21 protein-coding genes are annotated in these 14,268 nt (G+C 63.7%); 19 read left to right on the forward strand and 2 right to left on the reverse strand.

What is annotated here, in order from left to right; genetic code table 11:
* The 5 genes from IFT54_RS08130 to IFT54_RS08150 are packed head-to-tail and all read left to right on the forward strand — an operon-like array spanning position 1 to position 2,387.
* Positions 1-402: a hypothetical protein gene (locus tag IFT54_RS08130; protein ID WP_192070223.1), complete on the forward strand. Its 402-nt coding sequence runs from the start codon at positions 1-3 to the stop codon at positions 400-402.
* The gene (locus tag IFT54_RS08135; protein ID WP_192070224.1) at positions 402-542 is read left to right on the forward strand and encodes a hypothetical protein; all 141 of its coding nucleotides are present in this window, start codon (positions 402-404) and stop codon (positions 540-542) included. Before IFT54_RS08130 ends, IFT54_RS08135 begins: the two co-directional genes overlap by 1 nt.
* Positions 539-1,300 carry a helix-turn-helix domain-containing protein gene (locus tag IFT54_RS08140; RefSeq protein WP_192070225.1) on the forward strand — a complete coding sequence of 254 codons (762 nt, stop codon included), beginning with the start codon at positions 539-541 and terminating at the stop codon, positions 1,298-1,300. Before IFT54_RS08135 ends, IFT54_RS08140 begins: the two co-directional genes overlap by 4 nt.
* 55 nt (positions 1,301-1,355) lie before the next feature.
* The gene (locus IFT54_RS08145) at positions 1,356-1,784 is read left to right on the forward strand and encodes a hypothetical protein (protein ID WP_192070226.1); all 429 of its coding nucleotides are present in this window, start codon (positions 1,356-1,358) and stop codon (positions 1,782-1,784) included.
* A gap of 30 nt (positions 1,785-1,814) precedes the next feature.
* Positions 1,815-2,387 carry a hypothetical protein gene (locus IFT54_RS08150; protein ID WP_192070227.1) on the forward strand — a complete coding sequence of 191 codons (573 nt, stop codon included), beginning with the start codon at positions 1,815-1,817 and terminating at the stop codon, positions 2,385-2,387.
* Between the two features lie 53 nt (positions 2,388-2,440).
* Here the strand turns inward: IFT54_RS08150 and IFT54_RS08155 are convergent, their stop codons facing one another.
* On the reverse strand, positions 2,441-3,040 hold the full coding sequence (locus tag IFT54_RS08155) for a hypothetical protein (protein WP_197975985.1): 600 nt from the start codon (positions 3,038-3,040) through the stop codon (positions 2,441-2,443).
* A 501-nt stretch (positions 3,041-3,541) separates the two neighbouring features.
* Between IFT54_RS08155 and IFT54_RS08160 the strand changes: the two genes are divergently transcribed.
* Entirely contained in the window at positions 3,542-3,862 is a 321-nt protein-coding gene (locus tag IFT54_RS08160) for a hypothetical protein (RefSeq protein ID WP_128082055.1), read from the forward strand.
* 321 nt (positions 3,863-4,183) lie between these two features.
* On the opposite strand, the gene IFT54_RS08165 is transcribed toward IFT54_RS08160, so the two are convergent.
* Positions 4,184-4,474, reverse strand: a complete 291-nt coding sequence (locus IFT54_RS08165) for a hypothetical protein (RefSeq protein ID WP_192070228.1) — start codon at positions 4,472-4,474, stop codon at positions 4,184-4,186.
* A gap of 65 nt (positions 4,475-4,539) precedes the next feature.
* Here IFT54_RS08165 and IFT54_RS08170 point away from each other — a divergent pair, with 65 nt between their 5' ends.
* The 13 genes from IFT54_RS08170 (at position 4,540) to IFT54_RS08230 (ending at position 14,254) form a co-directional block, all read left to right on the forward strand.
* Positions 4,540-4,899, forward strand: coding sequence for an HNH endonuclease (locus IFT54_RS08170; RefSeq protein ID WP_192070229.1), 360 nt, complete (start codon positions 4,540-4,542; stop codon positions 4,897-4,899).
* Between the two features lie 296 nt (positions 4,900-5,195).
* The gene (locus tag IFT54_RS20995) at positions 5,196-5,579 is read left to right on the forward strand and encodes an HNH endonuclease (protein ID WP_446740667.1); all 384 of its coding nucleotides are present in this window, start codon (positions 5,196-5,198) and stop codon (positions 5,577-5,579) included.
* Positions 5,580-5,718: 139 nt separating this feature from the next.
* Positions 5,719-5,913, forward strand: a complete 195-nt coding sequence (locus tag IFT54_RS08180) for a hypothetical protein (RefSeq protein WP_192070231.1) — start codon at positions 5,719-5,721, stop codon at positions 5,911-5,913.
* Position 5,914: 1 nt separating this feature from the next.
* Positions 5,915-7,618 carry a terminase TerL endonuclease subunit gene (locus IFT54_RS08185; protein WP_192070232.1) on the forward strand — a complete coding sequence of 568 codons (1,704 nt, stop codon included), beginning with the start codon at positions 5,915-5,917 and terminating at the stop codon, positions 7,616-7,618.
* Between the two features lie 11 nt (positions 7,619-7,629).
* Entirely contained in the window at positions 7,630-8,247 is a 618-nt protein-coding gene (locus IFT54_RS08190; RefSeq protein WP_192070233.1) for an HK97 family phage prohead protease, read from the forward strand.
* Between the two features lies 1 nt (position 8,248).
* Entirely contained in the window at positions 8,249-9,643 is a 1,395-nt protein-coding gene (locus IFT54_RS08195) for a phage major capsid protein (protein WP_192070234.1), read from the forward strand.
* Between the two features lie 65 nt (positions 9,644-9,708).
* Positions 9,709-9,975, forward strand: a complete 267-nt coding sequence (locus tag IFT54_RS08200; protein WP_192070235.1) for a hypothetical protein — start codon at positions 9,709-9,711, stop codon at positions 9,973-9,975.
* The gene (locus IFT54_RS08205; RefSeq protein WP_192070236.1) at positions 9,975-11,405 is read left to right on the forward strand and encodes a phage portal protein; all 1,431 of its coding nucleotides are present in this window, start codon (positions 9,975-9,977) and stop codon (positions 11,403-11,405) included. Before IFT54_RS08200 ends, IFT54_RS08205 begins: the two co-directional genes overlap by 1 nt.
* On the forward strand, positions 11,398-12,681 hold the full coding sequence (locus IFT54_RS08210; protein WP_192070237.1) for a hypothetical protein: 1,284 nt from the start codon (positions 11,398-11,400) through the stop codon (positions 12,679-12,681). Before IFT54_RS08205 ends, IFT54_RS08210 begins: the two co-directional genes overlap by 8 nt.
* Positions 12,656-12,979 (forward strand): head-tail connector protein, encoded by a 324-nt coding sequence (locus tag IFT54_RS08215; protein WP_192070238.1) that lies wholly within the window; start codon positions 12,656-12,658, stop codon positions 12,977-12,979. The genes IFT54_RS08210 and IFT54_RS08215 overlap by 26 nt, the downstream gene beginning before the upstream one ends.
* Entirely contained in the window at positions 12,976-13,326 is a 351-nt protein-coding gene (locus tag IFT54_RS08220; protein ID WP_192070239.1) for a head-tail adaptor protein, read from the forward strand. Before IFT54_RS08215 ends, IFT54_RS08220 begins: the two co-directional genes overlap by 4 nt.
* Positions 13,326-13,856, forward strand: a complete 531-nt coding sequence (locus IFT54_RS08225) for a hypothetical protein (protein ID WP_037528042.1) — start codon at positions 13,326-13,328, stop codon at positions 13,854-13,856. Before IFT54_RS08220 ends, IFT54_RS08225 begins: the two co-directional genes overlap by 1 nt.
* A complete protein-coding gene (locus IFT54_RS08230) occupies positions 13,853-14,254 on the forward strand; it encodes a hypothetical protein (RefSeq protein ID WP_037528044.1) in 402 nt (133 codons plus the stop codon). Before IFT54_RS08225 ends, IFT54_RS08230 begins: the two co-directional genes overlap by 4 nt.
* The last annotated feature ends 14 nt before the right edge of the window (positions 14,255-14,268 follow it).

Raw genomic sequence — 14,268 nt, forward strand, 5'->3', positions numbered from 1 at the left:
ATGCAGGCCGACACCCTAACGTGCACCGCTAAACCGGCTCACCTCTTCACCGTCGAAGATCTTGACGCGGTCATGCGCGTGCGCGGCGATCTCCGGCGTCAGCAGGAGGCGGCCGACGCGGCCAAGCGATTGGCATCTAAGCGAGCCGCCAAAGCGGCTCACACGTCGCACATGCTGTCGGTGCCGCGGATGGCCGGGCTGATGAAGGCTGGCGTGCTGCTGGGCAGCGCCGCGGCGCTCGCGGAGGCGATGAACATCGAACCCCGCAGCCTGCGCGCGAAGACCGGCGCCGAGCGCGGGATCTCGTGTGACGATCTCCGTGCGGCGGCTGACGCACTCGACGCGCGCGCCGCCCTGATTATCGAGCATGCCGCCAAGCTGCGCGCCGAGGCCGACGCATAATGGACGGCACCGACCCCCTCTTCGCCGTCTTCGCGGTGCTGTATGCGATCTGGCAGCTGATCCGGGTCGCCAACGGCGTGCATTCGATCGCCACTGAGCTTCGCGCCCTGCGCGCCATGGCCGAGCAGAACCGCCGATGAGCGTCCGGATCATGACCGCGGTGTGGAGCGTGACACTGCCAGACAGCGAGAAGATCGTCCTTCTCGCGTTGGCCGATTGCGCCAACGACGAAGGCCTCTGCTGGCCCTCGATGGCAACCTTGGCTGCGAAGTGCAGCAAGAGCGACCGCACCGTCCAGGCTGCCATCAAATCCCTCGTAGCTAGCGGCCACATGAGCCGGCAGGAAATCGCAGGGCGCGGATGTCGGTACATCGTGCACCCAACCCCCGAAGCAGTTTCGCCCCCGAAGCCGCTTCACCCCGAAGCCGCTTCACCCCCGAAGCGAACAGCGCTGACCCCCGAAGCCGCTTCGGACAAACCATCAAGAACCATAACCTCTCTGGAGGCTTCGCCTCCTTCGAGGCGCGGGCGGGTGCAGGCCGTGAAGATCAAACCGTTCCGCCTTCCAGAAGATTGGGCGCCGGTTCGGTTCGCAGACGACACCGTTGCTCGAGCAATCGTCGATCGACGGGGCAAGGATTGGAGTCTGCGCGCACTCGAAAGCTTCCGGAATTGGGCCGCGAACGCCGCCGACAAGGACGGGCTGGGCCGGAAAGCCGACTGGCAGAAGGCGTGGAGCAACTGGATAATCGAACAGGATAACCGAGATGGACAACGATCAGGCAACGGACGTGTGGGCGGAAACGGGCAGTCGCGGAGCGGTCACGGTCGCACGGTCGATGCGGCCGAGCGATTCAAGGCGCGCCGCGGACTATCGGGACCTGGAGCCGGCGTCTGATGACGCGTTCATCACGACTCTGCTCCCATGCCTCCAGCTCGTCGCGCCAGTGGGCATGGACGAGGACAGCCAAGACACCTGGTTCGAAGCTGCCCGGATCGCGCTCGACGGCATCCCGATTGGCCTGCTTCAGCGCGGTGCAGAAGCAGCGATGCAGAAGGCTGACCACCCGTCGAAGGTTGTTCCTGCCATCATGGCTGAGATCAGCGAGGCTTGGGCTCGTCGCCGGCGGCTGGCCACGCCGGCTGTCGGCGTTCAAACGCCCGCGCTGCCCGAGCCTGCCCGCTGCACGCCGGCAGAGGCGGCCGAGATAATCGAGCGCTTCAAGATAGGTCGCGGTGCGGGCCCGGTTCGCGACGCATCGCGGCCGGTATCAGTGCCAGGCGCCTCCGGCGCGCCCAGCCGCAAGCCGACCCGGGCTGATTACATCCGCCTCTTCGGCATCGATCCCGGCGAGTCCTGTGACGAGCAGATGGCAGCATGACACATACCTATAAGAGCGAGGGTTGAGACGATGGGGCGTGCAGCAAAGGCAAGCACGAAGATCAAGCGGCAGCCGAAGACGCTGGCGCAGCGTATGGCTGAGGCAGTGACGGCTAAGGGAGAGGCGATTGGCGCCCCGGCGATTCAGATCGCGCGCGGCATGCACGCTATCGTGGACGTGCCGCTGCGGGATGCGGGCCGCGTTGTGACCGAGCACACGCTGATTAACCGAGGCGGCACGCCGGTAGCGCGATGGAAGGCTGCCAAGCTGCTGTCCGATAGTCAGGTTGCCGCGATCGACCACTGCGAGACACTATGGTCCCGCCTGGGTGGGAAGGCGCTCGTCATGAATCTCGCGCGCATCCCCGGCGCTGGGCAGGGCAACGGATGGTCAGAACAGGAAGCCCTCGACGATCTGAAGCGGATCAAGGGCTATGTACCCGCCAAGTGGTGGGACGTGTTCGAGAACGTATGTCGATTCGATGAGACCGCTGGTTTTGCTGGTTCCGCCCTGACGGACTGCAGAAACGATCAAGTGGCTGCCGCACGCACCACGGTTCAGTTTGTCGCTGACATTATCGCGATGAAAGAGCGTCTGCTTTAGAGAGCGGATGAATATTTCCCCGGCGCGGTGCACGCGCCGGGGAAATACTGTTGTTAGTTCTTGATCGGCACGCCGGACTGAACTGGTACTGCAGCAACCGGAGCTACGACCATCGGCGCAGCCGCTGGAGCGATTGCCACTGAAACGTCTTCATCGACAAAAGCGGTCACTGGCGAGCCCAATGCAATTTCGGCGCTCGTGCCGGTCATGAAGAAACCTGCGACTGGCAGAAGCGCAACCGCTCCGACTACGCCTGCGGTCCCTGTCGTACCCTTATCGTCAAGGCTGCCCGTCATGCGGATCTGGCGTCCGTTCGCACGGACATAGAGCACCCGGGCACCAATACGGCCAGACTTGCCCCACATGCCCTTATTACGAACCTCGGTAATTTCGCCAACAGCAGGGCTGCCTGCTGGGATGACGACATTGCCGTCAACCAGCACTGGCTCGGCAGTCTCAAGCTGGAAGCGTTGCCCGACCTTAAGCTTTTTGCCCTTGGTCGTAAGTGCTTCAGCCATTTTGAGCGGGACTGATACGCCAGCACGCAGCGTGCTCATCGTGGTCGCTGTTGCCGCTACGGGCGCCGTTTGAGCAATCGCTGCAGGCGCAGCAAACGTGAGGGCACACACGAGCGCCCCGAGAATCGTCTTCATTATTGTAACCCCTCTGTTCGGCCTCCCCAGGCCGAGGCGCAAAGACTGTTGTAAATCCTGAGCGAGGTCAACTCGATAGAAGAACGACAATGAACAGTTCGTAAAAGCAGTTGACGGCATCACCCCCGCATCGTACGCAGATGACCAGGTGTTAGAGCCGCGCCCGCAAGGGTTGCGGCTCTTGCTGTATGTGAAGGTCTAGATGGGCGCACCGCAATTGCGGCTCACCGCAGCTGACCATGCCGAGGCGATCGTCTCGCGGCTATCTCGGTTTCCAGAAATGTGCGCAGCCCATCGCGTCATCTTGGTCGCAGCAATCCGCTTATCGAGGATGTCGAGCAACTGGCGCAGAATCTTCGAGAGCGCGTTGGCTAGCCACGCTCATCCCCTCACGCAGGGGCCATGCTCCGAGCGATTGTCCCACGGTGTGGTCAGATGCGACGTTACTTTGTGCGTTGATGTGGCCTAAGCTTGTAGGCCCACTACGCTCAGGAACTTTGTATGAAGAACGTCGTCAGTCTGGTTCTCGCATCCATCTTAGTTGCCGCTCCGGCGCACGCGCAGACGGTTAACGACGATGTCCGGTGCCTGGTTGTAACCAGTGCCGTCGGCGAGCAGGCCGAGAACGAGCCAACGCGGAAGGTCGCGAATTTGACGGCGGCGTTCTATATGGGGCGGCTGGATGGACGAGTTCCCGCAACTGTTGCTGCAGCCCTCAAGTCTCAGCCGGCTGTCGCTGGAACCGCCGCGCTGGGAATTTTTAAAGCCTGCGCCGCGAGGGCACAGGGCGCACAGGCGCGCTTGCGCGCAGAATCTCGGTGATTTGACGGCGCCAAGTAATTGAGCGTGAGATGAGGTGCGGAATGGGAGGAGCGGCGCGAGGCGCCTTCAGCTTCACCACCGCTGACCATGTAGAAGCTATCGGCATACCCGTGCTGCGGATCGCCGAGGAGATGTCGAGCGGGTCGCGCCATCAGGGGCGCAGTGAGCGCTTGATCGACCAAGCAGAGCAGGCAGCAATCGACCTGCGGGCCGCCGTACGTGGGCGCTAATTAGTTACGGAGCGAGAGTGCATATGTCGCTGCTTGTGATCCGCTGCCACCGCTCGTTCAACTTCCTCGCGAGGAATGGGCGATGCTGCCATTAAACGATGAGCAGATCGGCGTCGGAATCTTTAGCCGAGGCGGATCCTTGTATCTTCAGAAGTGGGCTATCCAGGACTTCCCAAATTCGCTCTTCGGTATCCCAAATCTCGAAGATGCCGGGTCCCTTGATGTTTACATGCGTGCCGTCAAGAAGCTGGTACACAGTGCTCTCTCGATGCGTAATGATGCCGCTGTCGAGGTCGTGAAACCTAGTCATGTTAATCCATCGTATGACGGTGTACCGTCCTCCGCTATCGCCCTGAGCCGCAAAGCGTTCCATTTCTTTCATCTTGTGCCCCCGAGTCGCAAACTGACTCAGTATATATTGCACGTTTTCCAAGCACGTAGTTACTGATGAGCAAGCTCAAAGCTTTACCCAGCCGCCTCACATCCCTGCGGCCCGGGCTTGGTTCTTTGCCGCCTATCGAGCGCACCCGCGACGAGGACCGCATGCTGCACGCGCCTTGGCGCAAGCTCTACAAGACGGCGCGCTGGCGGGCGTTGCGCATGGTCATTCTGACCCGCGACATGTTCACCTGCCAGTGGCCCGGGTGCGGCTTTATGACTGCTGACACGTCGCAGCTTGTCGTCGACCACAAGCGGCAGCATCACGGCGATGAGGTCCTCTTCTGGGACGAGCGCAACCTGCAGTGCCTGTGCGCTCCCTGCCACAACAGCCGCAAGCAGCGCGCTGAGCGCGCCCAACGACACTGACCACGCCGCCCCACCCCCGGGGGGGAGGGTCGAACCATCGGCAGGGCACGCCCTGCTGGACCCCATAGGCTCTCACGCGCATTTTACTTTTGTCTGTTTGATTATTTATTCAAAGGTGCCTGGTGCAAATTATCCGTGCCGAGCGCTCGATCACGGCAACCTGCCGCGTGTGCAGCCAAAGTTTCTCGTACGTCACATCGGGTTCTGGGAGCCGACGCAAATTTTGCTCGGATGATTGCAGGGCGACAGGCAAGCGGAATAGGATCACTCTCATCTGCTGCCTGACCTGCGGCGAGATGTACGCTCCCCGATACGGCCGGATAGCTGGCTATTGCTCAATTGCCTGTCGTCGGTTTCCTGAACGCAAAGTCTGGGAGACCCGAGCCGATAGCATTCGCCATTCACGGCATAAGCGGCGGGCTGAAATAAGAAGCCGGCCGCACGAGCGGTTTTCAAGCCGTGAGATATTCGAGCGCGACGGCTGGTTGTGCGGGATATGCCGGAAGCCGGTCAGCAAGCTGCTGAAGTTTCCTGATCATCATTCGGGCAGCCTCGACCATATTCAACCAATTGCCTTAGGCGGCGCCCACACGCGCGCGAATGTCCAGTGTGCGCATTGGATATGCAACGCCCGCAAGACGCATTTAGGCGTCGGCGACCAGCTAAGGCTCAGTCTTTGAGGGACGTTTCATGCCTAGAGGGGGAGCACGCCCGGGCGCTGGTCGCCCGCGCAAAGATCGAGGGGCTAAAGCTGATCCCGTTCTGAAGAAGCCTGGTTCGTCCGCTGCCAAGTCGAAGGACCAGACTCCTCTTGAATTCATGCTGTCGGTCATGAACGATGCAGCCGAAGATCTGAAATTCCGCGCCCAGATGGCACAGGCGGCAGCACCTTATGTGCATGGCAAGCCTGGTGACGAAAAGAAGGGCAAGAAGGAAGAGACCCAAGAGCGCGCGAACGCGATAGGCCGCCGATTTGGCGCCATGGGTCCGCCAACGCTGAAAGCTGTGAGCTAGGGTGCCGACCTGGTCGACGGCGCTGCCGGACTGGAAGGCCCGGATCCGAGCGCGCGGCACCCTGATCCCGTTCTCGCCGCTGTTCCCGGCTTCGACCGAAGCCAAGATGGAGGTCTTCTCCTCGCTGAGCATTGCCGACCTCGGCATCAACCCGGCGACGGGGCGCACATGGACGATCGGCGAGAGCGCGGACACATGGCTGCTGGACTTCGCCGCGGCGATCTTCGGCGCCTATAACCCCGATACGGGGCAGCAGATGGTCCGCGAGGGTCTGCTGCTGGTCTCGAAGAAGAACACCAAGTCGACGATCGCCGCGGGCATCATGCTCACCGAGCTGATCTGCGGCTGGCGCCCGTCCGACGAGAACCTGATCCTCGCGCCGACCATCGAGGTGGCCGGCAACAGCTTCAAGCCAGCCTGCGACATGATCCGCGCCGACGAGGAGCTCGGCGATCTCCTGCATATCCAGGAGCATATCAGGCTGATCACCAACCGCGTCACGAAGGCGACGCTCAAGGTGGTGGCGGCGGACAGCGCGACTGTGTCGGGTAAGAAGGCCAGCCGGGTGCTGGTCGACGAGCTCTGGCTCTTCGGCAAGAAGGCCACGGCGGATGCCATGTTTCGCGAGGCCTCGGGCGGCCAGGTGTCGCGGCCGGAGGGATACACTCTCTACCTGACGACGCAGTCCGACGAACCGCCCGCTGGCGTGTTCAAAGAGAAGTTGGCCTATGCCCGCGACGTCCGCGACGGCGTGGTCGACGACCCCGAGTTTCTGCCGGTGCTCTACGAGTTCCCGGAGGATATGATCGCCGCGGACGAGCACCTCGACCCGGCGAACTTCTACATCACCAACCCCAACATCGGGAGGTCGGTCAGCCAGCAATGGCTCGAAAGCCAGTTCCGCAAGGTCGCCAACGCTGAGGACGGCACCAAGCAGGTCTTCTACGCCAAGCATTTGAACGTGGAGATCGGTGTCGGCCTGCGCCACGATGCGTGGATCGGCGCTACCTATTGGGAGGGCGCGGCTGCACCGGCGGCGCTTTGGGACGGCACCTTCGAGCATTTGCTCGAGGTCTGCGAGGTGATCGTCGCCGGTGGCGACGGTGGCGGCCTCGACGATCTTCTCGGCCTTGCGCTGCTTGGCCGGCACAAGGTCACAAAGCAGTGGCTGCTTTGGTGCCGGGCCTGGGCGCAACAGGACGTTTTCGATCGGCGCAAGGATATTGCGAGCCGCCTGAACGACTTCATCGGGCATGGCACGCTCGTGAAATGCGTCACTCCGACGCAGGATCTCGTCGACGTCGCCGATCTGCTCGAGCGCGTGAAGGACGCGGGCCTGTTTCCCGAGGAAGCGGCCATCGGGCTCGATCCCCAAGGGGTAACGGCACTGGTCGACGAGCTATCCGGGCGCGGCTTCTCCGCTGAGCAGATGTTAGCCGTCAGTCAAGGCTTTCGCCTCTCCGGCGCCGTGTGGGGCACGGAACGCAAGCTGAAAGACGGCACGCTTGTCCATGGCAATCAGGAGCTGATGGCGTGGTGCGTCGGTAACGCGAAAGCGGAGCAGCGCGGCAACGCCGTCCTGATCACCAAGCAGATCGCCGGCAAGGCGAAGATCGATCCCCTCGTCGCCGCCTTCAACGCGGTGATGCTGATGACCCGCAACCCGGAAGCCGCAGGCGCCGGTCTGCAGGTCATGTTCCTCTGAAAGGCTCAATCATGCAGAACCGCGCATTCAGCGTGCTGACCATCAAGTCGGCTGACGACGACGCCCGCATTATCCGGGGCATCGCTACGTCGCCCAGCGTTGATCGCGTCGGCGACATCATCGAGCCGCTCGGCGTCAAGTTCGCCAATCCGATCTCCCTGCTGTGGCAGCATAAGCATGACCAGCCGATCGGCAGTGTGACCTTCGAGAAGCCGACCGCCAAGGGGATCGTGTTCGAGGCCACGGTCGCCAAGCTGGATGAGCCCGGCACGCTGAAGGACCGCCTCGACGAGGCGTGGCACTCGATCAAGCTCGGCCTGGTCCGTGCGGTCAGCATCGGCTTCCGGCCGATCGAGTACAGCTACATGGACAACGGTGGCATCCGATACACGGAGACCGAGGTTTACGAGCTGTCCGCGGTCACGATCCCCGCGAACAGCGATGCCATCATCAGCCAGATCAAGTCGATCGACGCCGCCCTGCGCAAGGAAGCCGGCGTTCCCGACCCCGAGATTCCCGCCAACCCAGAACCTGCCGCGGTCGGCAAATCGGTTCGCGTGGTGAAGCTGGATGACCCCGCCCGCGATCGGGCGAAGCCATTCGTCATCAACACCATTCGAAGGATCTGAAGTGACCAAATTCGCAGAGCAAATCACGGCGTACGAGGCCAAGCGCGCCTCGGTCGTCGGTGCCATGGACGCTATCATGACCAAGGCCGCCACCGATGGCGCCACCCTCGACGCTGCGCAGTCGGAGGAATATGACGGCCATTCCGCCGACGTCGTCGCGATCGACAAGCACCTCGATCGGCTGCGCACCGCCGAGCGTACCATCGCCAAGACGGCAAAGCCGATCGAGGACGTGCGCGACCCCTCGGCCGCAGCCGCGCAGCGCGGCGGCCTGACCCAGGTCAAGGCGCAGCCGAAGCTCGCTCCCGGCATCGCCTTCGCGCGCTATGCCAAGGCCCGCGCCGTCTCGCGGCTCGATAACGAGCCCGTGATGACCATCGCCGAGCGCATGTACGGTCCGGACAGCGACGTCGTCGGGACCATCAAGGCAACCGTCGCGGCCGGTTCGAACCAGCCTGGCAGCTGGGCAGCGGCCCTGCACAGCCCTGAAGGCGCGGCGTTCGTCGACTTCGCCGAGTTCCTCCGCCCGGCGACGATCCTCGGCAAGTTCGGCACCGGCATCACTCCGTCGCTGCGGAAGATCGGCTTCGATGAGCCCGTCATCCTTCAGACCGGCGGCGGCAAGGGCTATTGGGTCGGCGAAGGCAAGCCGAAGCCGCTGACGTCGTTCGACTTCACGCGCAGCGTGCTTGGCCGCCTGAAGGTCGCCAACATCGCCGTGCTGACCGAGGAGAACGTGCGCAGTTCGAACCCGAGTTCGGAGGCGATCGTTCGCGACGCGCTGAAGGCCGCGCTGGTCGAGACGCAGGATCTGGCGTTCATCGATCCGACCAACGCCGGTATCGATACCGTCCGCCCGGCATCGGTCACGCACGACGCAACCGCGGTGGCATCGTCGGGCCGTGATGCTGATGCAGTGCGCGCCGATGCGCGCGCAGCGATGGCGGCGTTCATCGCAGCAAACAACTCGCTAACGACCGGCGTCTGGATCATGTCGGCGACCAATGCCCTTGGCCTGTCGATGATGAACAATGCTCTTGGGCAGAAGGAATTCCCCGGCATGACCATGCTCGGCGGGACCTTCGAGGGCCTGCCGGTCATCGTGTCGGAATATGCCGGACAGACCGTAGCTCTTGTCAACGCGGCCGACATCTACGAGGCCGACGAGGGCGATATCGCGGTCGACATGAGCCGTGAAGCGTCGCTCGAGATGAAGGATAGCGCCCTCCAGCAGGACGGCCTCGCCGGGACCGGCACGCAGCTGGTCTCGCTGTGGCAGAACAACCTGGTCGGCCTGCGCGCCGAGCGCACCATCAACTGGCGTCGTCGCCGCGCGACCGCGGTCGCGTACCTGACGGCCGTCCGCTGGGGCGAGCCGGTGGCCGCAGGCGCGTAAGCCACCAGTGAGCAGACGGATCGGCGGGCAGCAACCCTGCCCGCCGATCAACTGAGGAGACACCTATGCCTGACCTTATCGCCACCCGCGACATGAGGTACGCGACCCGCGCGCTTCAGGCGGGCGACCCATTCCAAGCGAGCAACCAAGACGCTCGCATCCTTATTGCGATCAAGAAGGCGCGCGCAGCTGACGCGTCGGCAGATCCGTCCGCCGCGGCACCGACGCTCGACGAGCTGCGTGACAAGGCCGCCAAGCTCGGCATCACCGTCAGCACCCGCTGGGGCGACAAGCGCCTGCTCGAAGAGATCGCCAAGGTCGCGAGCGCCTGATGCGGATCCTCGGCCGGGAGTTCGGGCGCTCCCGGCAGATCACCGCCGGGCAGGCCGAACCCGAAACCGAAGGCGGCCTGCCCATCATTCGCGAGAAGGCGGCACGCATCGTCAGCACGCCGTCGGGCCCTTGGATGCCGATCGTTCGTGAAAGCTTCAGCGGCGCGTGGCAGCAGAACGTCGAGGTCAACCAGACCGCCGTGCTGGCCTTCCACGCCGTCTTCTCGTGCATGACGCTCATTGCGTCGGACATCTCGAAGCTGCGCGTCAAGCTGGTCAGCCAGGACACGCATGGCATCTGGGCCGAAACCACCCGCCCCGCCTATTCGCCAGTGCTGCGCAAGCCCAACAGCTTCCAGACCCGGATCCAGTTCTTCGAATCGTGGTTCCTGTCGAAGCTCAGCAGCGGCAACACCTATGTCCTCAAGCGCCGCGACGCGCGCAACGTTGTGATCGCGCTCTACGTGCTCGACCCTCACCGGGTGAAGCCGCTGGTCGCCGACGACGGCAGCATCTTCTACGAGTTGCAGCAGGACGATGTTTCGGAGATCGCTGGCCCGATGGTCGTGCCGGCCCGCGAGATCATCCACGACCGGTTCAACTGCCTGTTCCACCCGCTGGTCGGCGTATCGCCGATCTATGCGAACGGCCTCGCGGCGACGCAGGGCCTGCGCATCCAGGACAATTCAGCGGTCTTCTTCGGCAACCAGTCGCGCCCCGGCGGCCTGCTGTCGGCGCCGGGCAAGATTAGCAAGGAATCCTCGGAAGAGCTTAAGGCCAACTGGTACGACTATTACGGCGGCAAGAACTCCGGCCGCGTCGCCGTGCTCGGCGATGGCCTGAAATATGAGCACATGGCCGTCACCGCCAAGGATGCCGAGCTGATCGACCAGCTGAAGTGGACCGCCGAGGTGGTCTGCTCCACGTTCCATGTGCCGCCCTACAAGCTGGGTATCGGCAACCTGCCGACGAACAGCAACGTCGAGAGCCTCAACCTCGAATATTATACCCAGGCGCTGCAATCGCTGATCGAGGCCGCCGAGCTATGCCTCGATGAGGGACTCGGCATCGGCGAAGGCATGGGCATCGGCACCGAGTTCGACCTCGACGGCCTGCTGCGCATGGACACCAAGGCGCTGATCGAAGCCGAAGCGCTGGCCACCGGGGCTGGGATCAAGAAAATTGACGAAGCGCGTCGGCGGCTCGACCTCGGGCCGATCCCCGGCGGCGACACGCCGTACTTACAAGAGCAAAATTACAGCTTGGCGGCGCTAGCGAAACGCGACGCGCGAGAAGATCCGTGGGCGAAGGGTCAAGGCGATACGACGCCTGCGGCGGCGCCTCCGGCTGATCCCGCAGAAGTTGCTGAGCAATCGCGCGCGACCGCCGCCCTGTACAAAGAATATTGCCGGGAGTTGCTGAATGCTTGATGCCAAAGCGATGGCCGAGGCCACAGCAATCATTGTCCGTGAAGCTGTCGACAAGGCTACCACGCCGCTGCTCGCTCGCCTTGCAATTGTCGAGGCACGGGATGCGTCTCCGGATGAAGCAAGCATTCGGCGAATGATTGACGATGCGATCGCCGCCCTGCCCGCGCCGCGCGACGGCACCAGCGTCACGGTCGCCGACGTTGAGCCCCTTGTCGCCGCGGCCGTTGCGCGGGCTGTCGGCGATCTGCCCCCTGCCAAGGATGGCGTCAGCATCACGCTGGACGACATGAAGCCGCTAATTACTGTCGAGGCCGAGCGGGCCGTTGCCGCGCTACCGCCGGTCGACGTCATTCCGCCGGTTGAGGCGGCAGTCGCTGCTGCGATCGCCGCGCTGCCTGCGCCGGCCGATGGCAAGAGCGTCACGCTTGACGACGTGAAGCCGCTGATCGCTGCCGAGACGGAACGAGCTGTAGCGGCACTGCCGCTGCCCGACTTGGTCGCACCGGTCGAGACCGCTGTTGCTGCGGCAGTGGCGGCGCTGCCGCCCGCGATCGATGGCAAGAGCGTCACGCTCGACGATGTGCGCCCACTGATTGCTCAGGAAGCGGAGCGCGCTGTCGCCGCACTGCCCCCGGTCGACGTCATCGCGCCGGTCGAGGCGGCGGTCGCGGCCGCAGTCTCGGCGCTGCCGGTGCCGGTTGATGGTAAGAGCGTCACGGTCGCTGATGTCGAGCCGATCATCGCTGGGGCCGTAGCATCCGCAGTCGCGGCGCTGCCAACCCCTGCCGATGGCAAGAGCGTCACGATCGCCGACGTCGAGCCGATCATCGCATCGGCCGTCGAGCGCGCTGTTGCTGCGCTACCTGTTGCGAAGGACGGCGTCGGCCTTGCTGGCGCGATGATCGACCGCACGGGTGCGCTGGTCATGACACTGAGCGACGGCAAGATGTGCCCGCTTGGGCGCGTAGATGGGAAGGACGGCGACCCCGGCTTGGGCTTCGACGATATGTCGATCGAGCAGACCGGGGAGCGCCAGGCGACCCTGAAGTTCGTGCGCGGTGAGCAGGTGAAGACCTTCGACCTCAGTGTGCCAGCAGTGATCGACCGCGGCGTGTTCAAGGAAGGCCAAGCCTATACGCTGGGCGACGCTGTCACCTTCGGCGGTTCGCTCTGGATCGCGCAGAAGGATACCGGCGACAAGCCGGACGGCCCTGACACCGGCTGGCGGCTTGCGGTGAAGAAAGGGCGCGATGGGCGCGATCTCACTCGTGGCTGAGCTCGTCACCCTCGCGGATGTGAAAACGCACCTTCGTCTAGGCTCGTCTGATCGTGAGGACGCTTATCTCGGCATTCTCATCGCGGCAGCTGTTAGAGCGATTGAGGGCGCAACAGGGTGCGACTTCGCCACTGACGTGTCGCCGACGGCGTTGCGCGGTCGCGCCGTTGCCGCACAGGCAGTGCTGCTGCTCGTCGGACAATGGTACGCCAATCGCGAGGCGGCGGGGCAGAACCTGACGGAATTGCCGCTGGCGATCACCTTCCTAATCGCTCCCCTGCGCAAGTTCGTCGTATGACCCAGCTCACTGCCGGCGAATTGCCCGACTTCATCCGCATCGAGCGCCCCGTAGCCGATAACAGCCTCGACGGCGCCGGGTCAGGCAACTGGGTGCTGGTCGACGAGGTCTGGGCCGGCGTCGTCGACATGCTGCCGAGCCGTGGTGAAAAGCTCGCCGGAGGGATCAACGTGGCAGCGCGTCCAGCACGGGTGCGTATGCGGGCGCGCGACGATGTGACGCCTGACATGCGCTTCGTGATGGATGGGCGCATCATGCAGATCGTCGCCGGGCCAGCACTGATCCGCCAACGCTCGGGCATCGAGTTCATGGTCGAGGACTATACCTCGGCGGGCAACGCGGCCTGATGCCGAGCGTCAAAGGTCAGGCAGAGGTCGACCGTTTCATCGCCGGCCTGCCTGCGCAGATTGAAGCCAAGCTGCTGCGCGGCGCGGCGCGCGCCGGCGGCAGGGTGTTGCTTGACGAGACGAAGAGCCGCTCCCCGGCAGCCGAGGTGACCGAGGCGCTTACGCTGCGCACCAACAGCGAGCCGGGGCGGATTGTGGTCAAGGTCAGCGTCAAAGGTCACTGGCCTCGTTCGCTCGCGATCTGGGCAGAATACGGCACAGACCCGCATTTCATCACGGTCGATGACAGCCAGCGAGAGGGCAAGAGCGTCCGCCGCATCAATGAAACCGGCGGCGGGTCGTTGCGAATTGGCGGCAGCTTTGTCGGCAAGACGGTCCACCACCCTGGCGCCAAAGCCAACCCGTTCATGCGTCCCTCGCTCGATCTCAGCGCCGCAGCCGCCCGTGCCGCGATGCAGACTTACGTCAATGCCCGCGTCACCCGCGGCGGCATCATCGGCAGCGACGAACCGGAAGGGACCGACGAATGAGCGGTGTCGAGATCGTCGGTGACCTGCTGCGCGCTTACGAGCCGCTGACCGAGCTGATGGAGCCAACAAGCATCAAGGCCGGCAAGCTTCCCGATAACGTAGTGCTACCCGCCATTCTGATCCGCAGCGTGACCCTGGTCGATCGCCAACGCCTGAAGCGGGAGCCGCTCGTCCGTTCCGTCGAGCGCGTGTCCGTGGCGGTGCGGGCGGCGAACTATCGAGATCAGAAGGCCGCAATCAAGCTCATCCGGCAATGCTGCCGGGACGTGATCGGCGATCTTTCGGGCTGTTTTCGTGTCTCGATCTTCACCGCTGGGACCGGCCCTGATGTCGGCGGTCCGGCGAACAGCTTCGAGCAGACCCAAGACTTCCGCGTCAGCTTCGACGCGGCAGCGTGAGAGAAAAGGAACCT

The organism is Sphingomonas sp. CFBP 13714 (assembly GCF_014842205.1).
Taxonomy (GTDB): domain Bacteria; phylum Pseudomonadota; class Alphaproteobacteria; order Sphingomonadales; family Sphingomonadaceae; genus Sphingomonas; species Sphingomonas aerolata.

Excerpts from the sequence above, each read along its gene's own strand:
- IFT54_RS08130 (WP_192070223.1), top strand. The coding sequence starts at position 1 with ATGCAGGCCGACACCCTAACGTGCACCGCTAAACCGGCTCACCTCTTC.
- IFT54_RS08135 (WP_192070224.1), top strand. The coding sequence starts at position 402 with ATGGACGGCACCGACCCCCTCTTCGCCGTCTTCGCGGTGCTGTATGCG.
- IFT54_RS08140 (WP_192070225.1), top strand. The coding sequence starts at position 539 with ATGAGCGTCCGGATCATGACCGCGGTGTGGAGCGTGACACTGCCAGAC.
- IFT54_RS08165 (WP_192070228.1), bottom strand. The coding sequence starts at position 4,474 with ATGAAAGAAATGGAACGCTTTGCGGCTCAGGGCGATAGCGGAGGACGG.
- IFT54_RS08170 (WP_192070229.1), top strand. The coding sequence starts at position 4,540 with ATGAGCAAGCTCAAAGCTTTACCCAGCCGCCTCACATCCCTGCGGCCC.
- IFT54_RS08150 (WP_192070227.1), top strand. The coding sequence starts at position 1,815 with ATGGGGCGTGCAGCAAAGGCAAGCACGAAGATCAAGCGGCAGCCGAAG.
- IFT54_RS08160 (WP_128082055.1), top strand. The coding sequence starts at position 3,542 with ATGAAGAACGTCGTCAGTCTGGTTCTCGCATCCATCTTAGTTGCCGCT.
- IFT54_RS08230 (WP_037528044.1), top strand. The coding sequence starts at position 13,853 with ATGAGCGGTGTCGAGATCGTCGGTGACCTGCTGCGCGCTTACGAGCCG.
- IFT54_RS08200 (WP_192070235.1), top strand. The coding sequence starts at position 9,709 with ATGCCTGACCTTATCGCCACCCGCGACATGAGGTACGCGACCCGCGCG.
- IFT54_RS08155 (WP_197975985.1), bottom strand. The coding sequence starts at position 3,040 with ATGAAGACGATTCTCGGGGCGCTCGTGTGTGCCCTCACGTTTGCTGCG.
- IFT54_RS08205 (WP_192070236.1), top strand. The coding sequence starts at position 9,975 with ATGCGGATCCTCGGCCGGGAGTTCGGGCGCTCCCGGCAGATCACCGCC.
- IFT54_RS08145 (WP_192070226.1), top strand. The coding sequence starts at position 1,356 with ATGGACGAGGACAGCCAAGACACCTGGTTCGAAGCTGCCCGGATCGCG.
- IFT54_RS08190 (WP_192070233.1), top strand. The coding sequence starts at position 7,630 with ATGCAGAACCGCGCATTCAGCGTGCTGACCATCAAGTCGGCTGACGAC.
- IFT54_RS08220 (WP_192070239.1), top strand. The coding sequence starts at position 12,976 with ATGACCCAGCTCACTGCCGGCGAATTGCCCGACTTCATCCGCATCGAG.
- IFT54_RS08180 (WP_192070231.1), top strand. The coding sequence starts at position 5,719 with ATGCTGTCGGTCATGAACGATGCAGCCGAAGATCTGAAATTCCGCGCC.
- IFT54_RS08210 (WP_192070237.1), top strand. The coding sequence starts at position 11,398 with ATGCTTGATGCCAAAGCGATGGCCGAGGCCACAGCAATCATTGTCCGT.
- IFT54_RS20995 (WP_446740667.1), top strand. The coding sequence starts at position 5,196 with ATGTACGCTCCCCGATACGGCCGGATAGCTGGCTATTGCTCAATTGCC.
- IFT54_RS08215 (WP_192070238.1), top strand. The coding sequence starts at position 12,656 with ATGGGCGCGATCTCACTCGTGGCTGAGCTCGTCACCCTCGCGGATGTG.
- IFT54_RS08225 (WP_037528042.1), top strand. The coding sequence starts at position 13,326 with ATGCCGAGCGTCAAAGGTCAGGCAGAGGTCGACCGTTTCATCGCCGGC.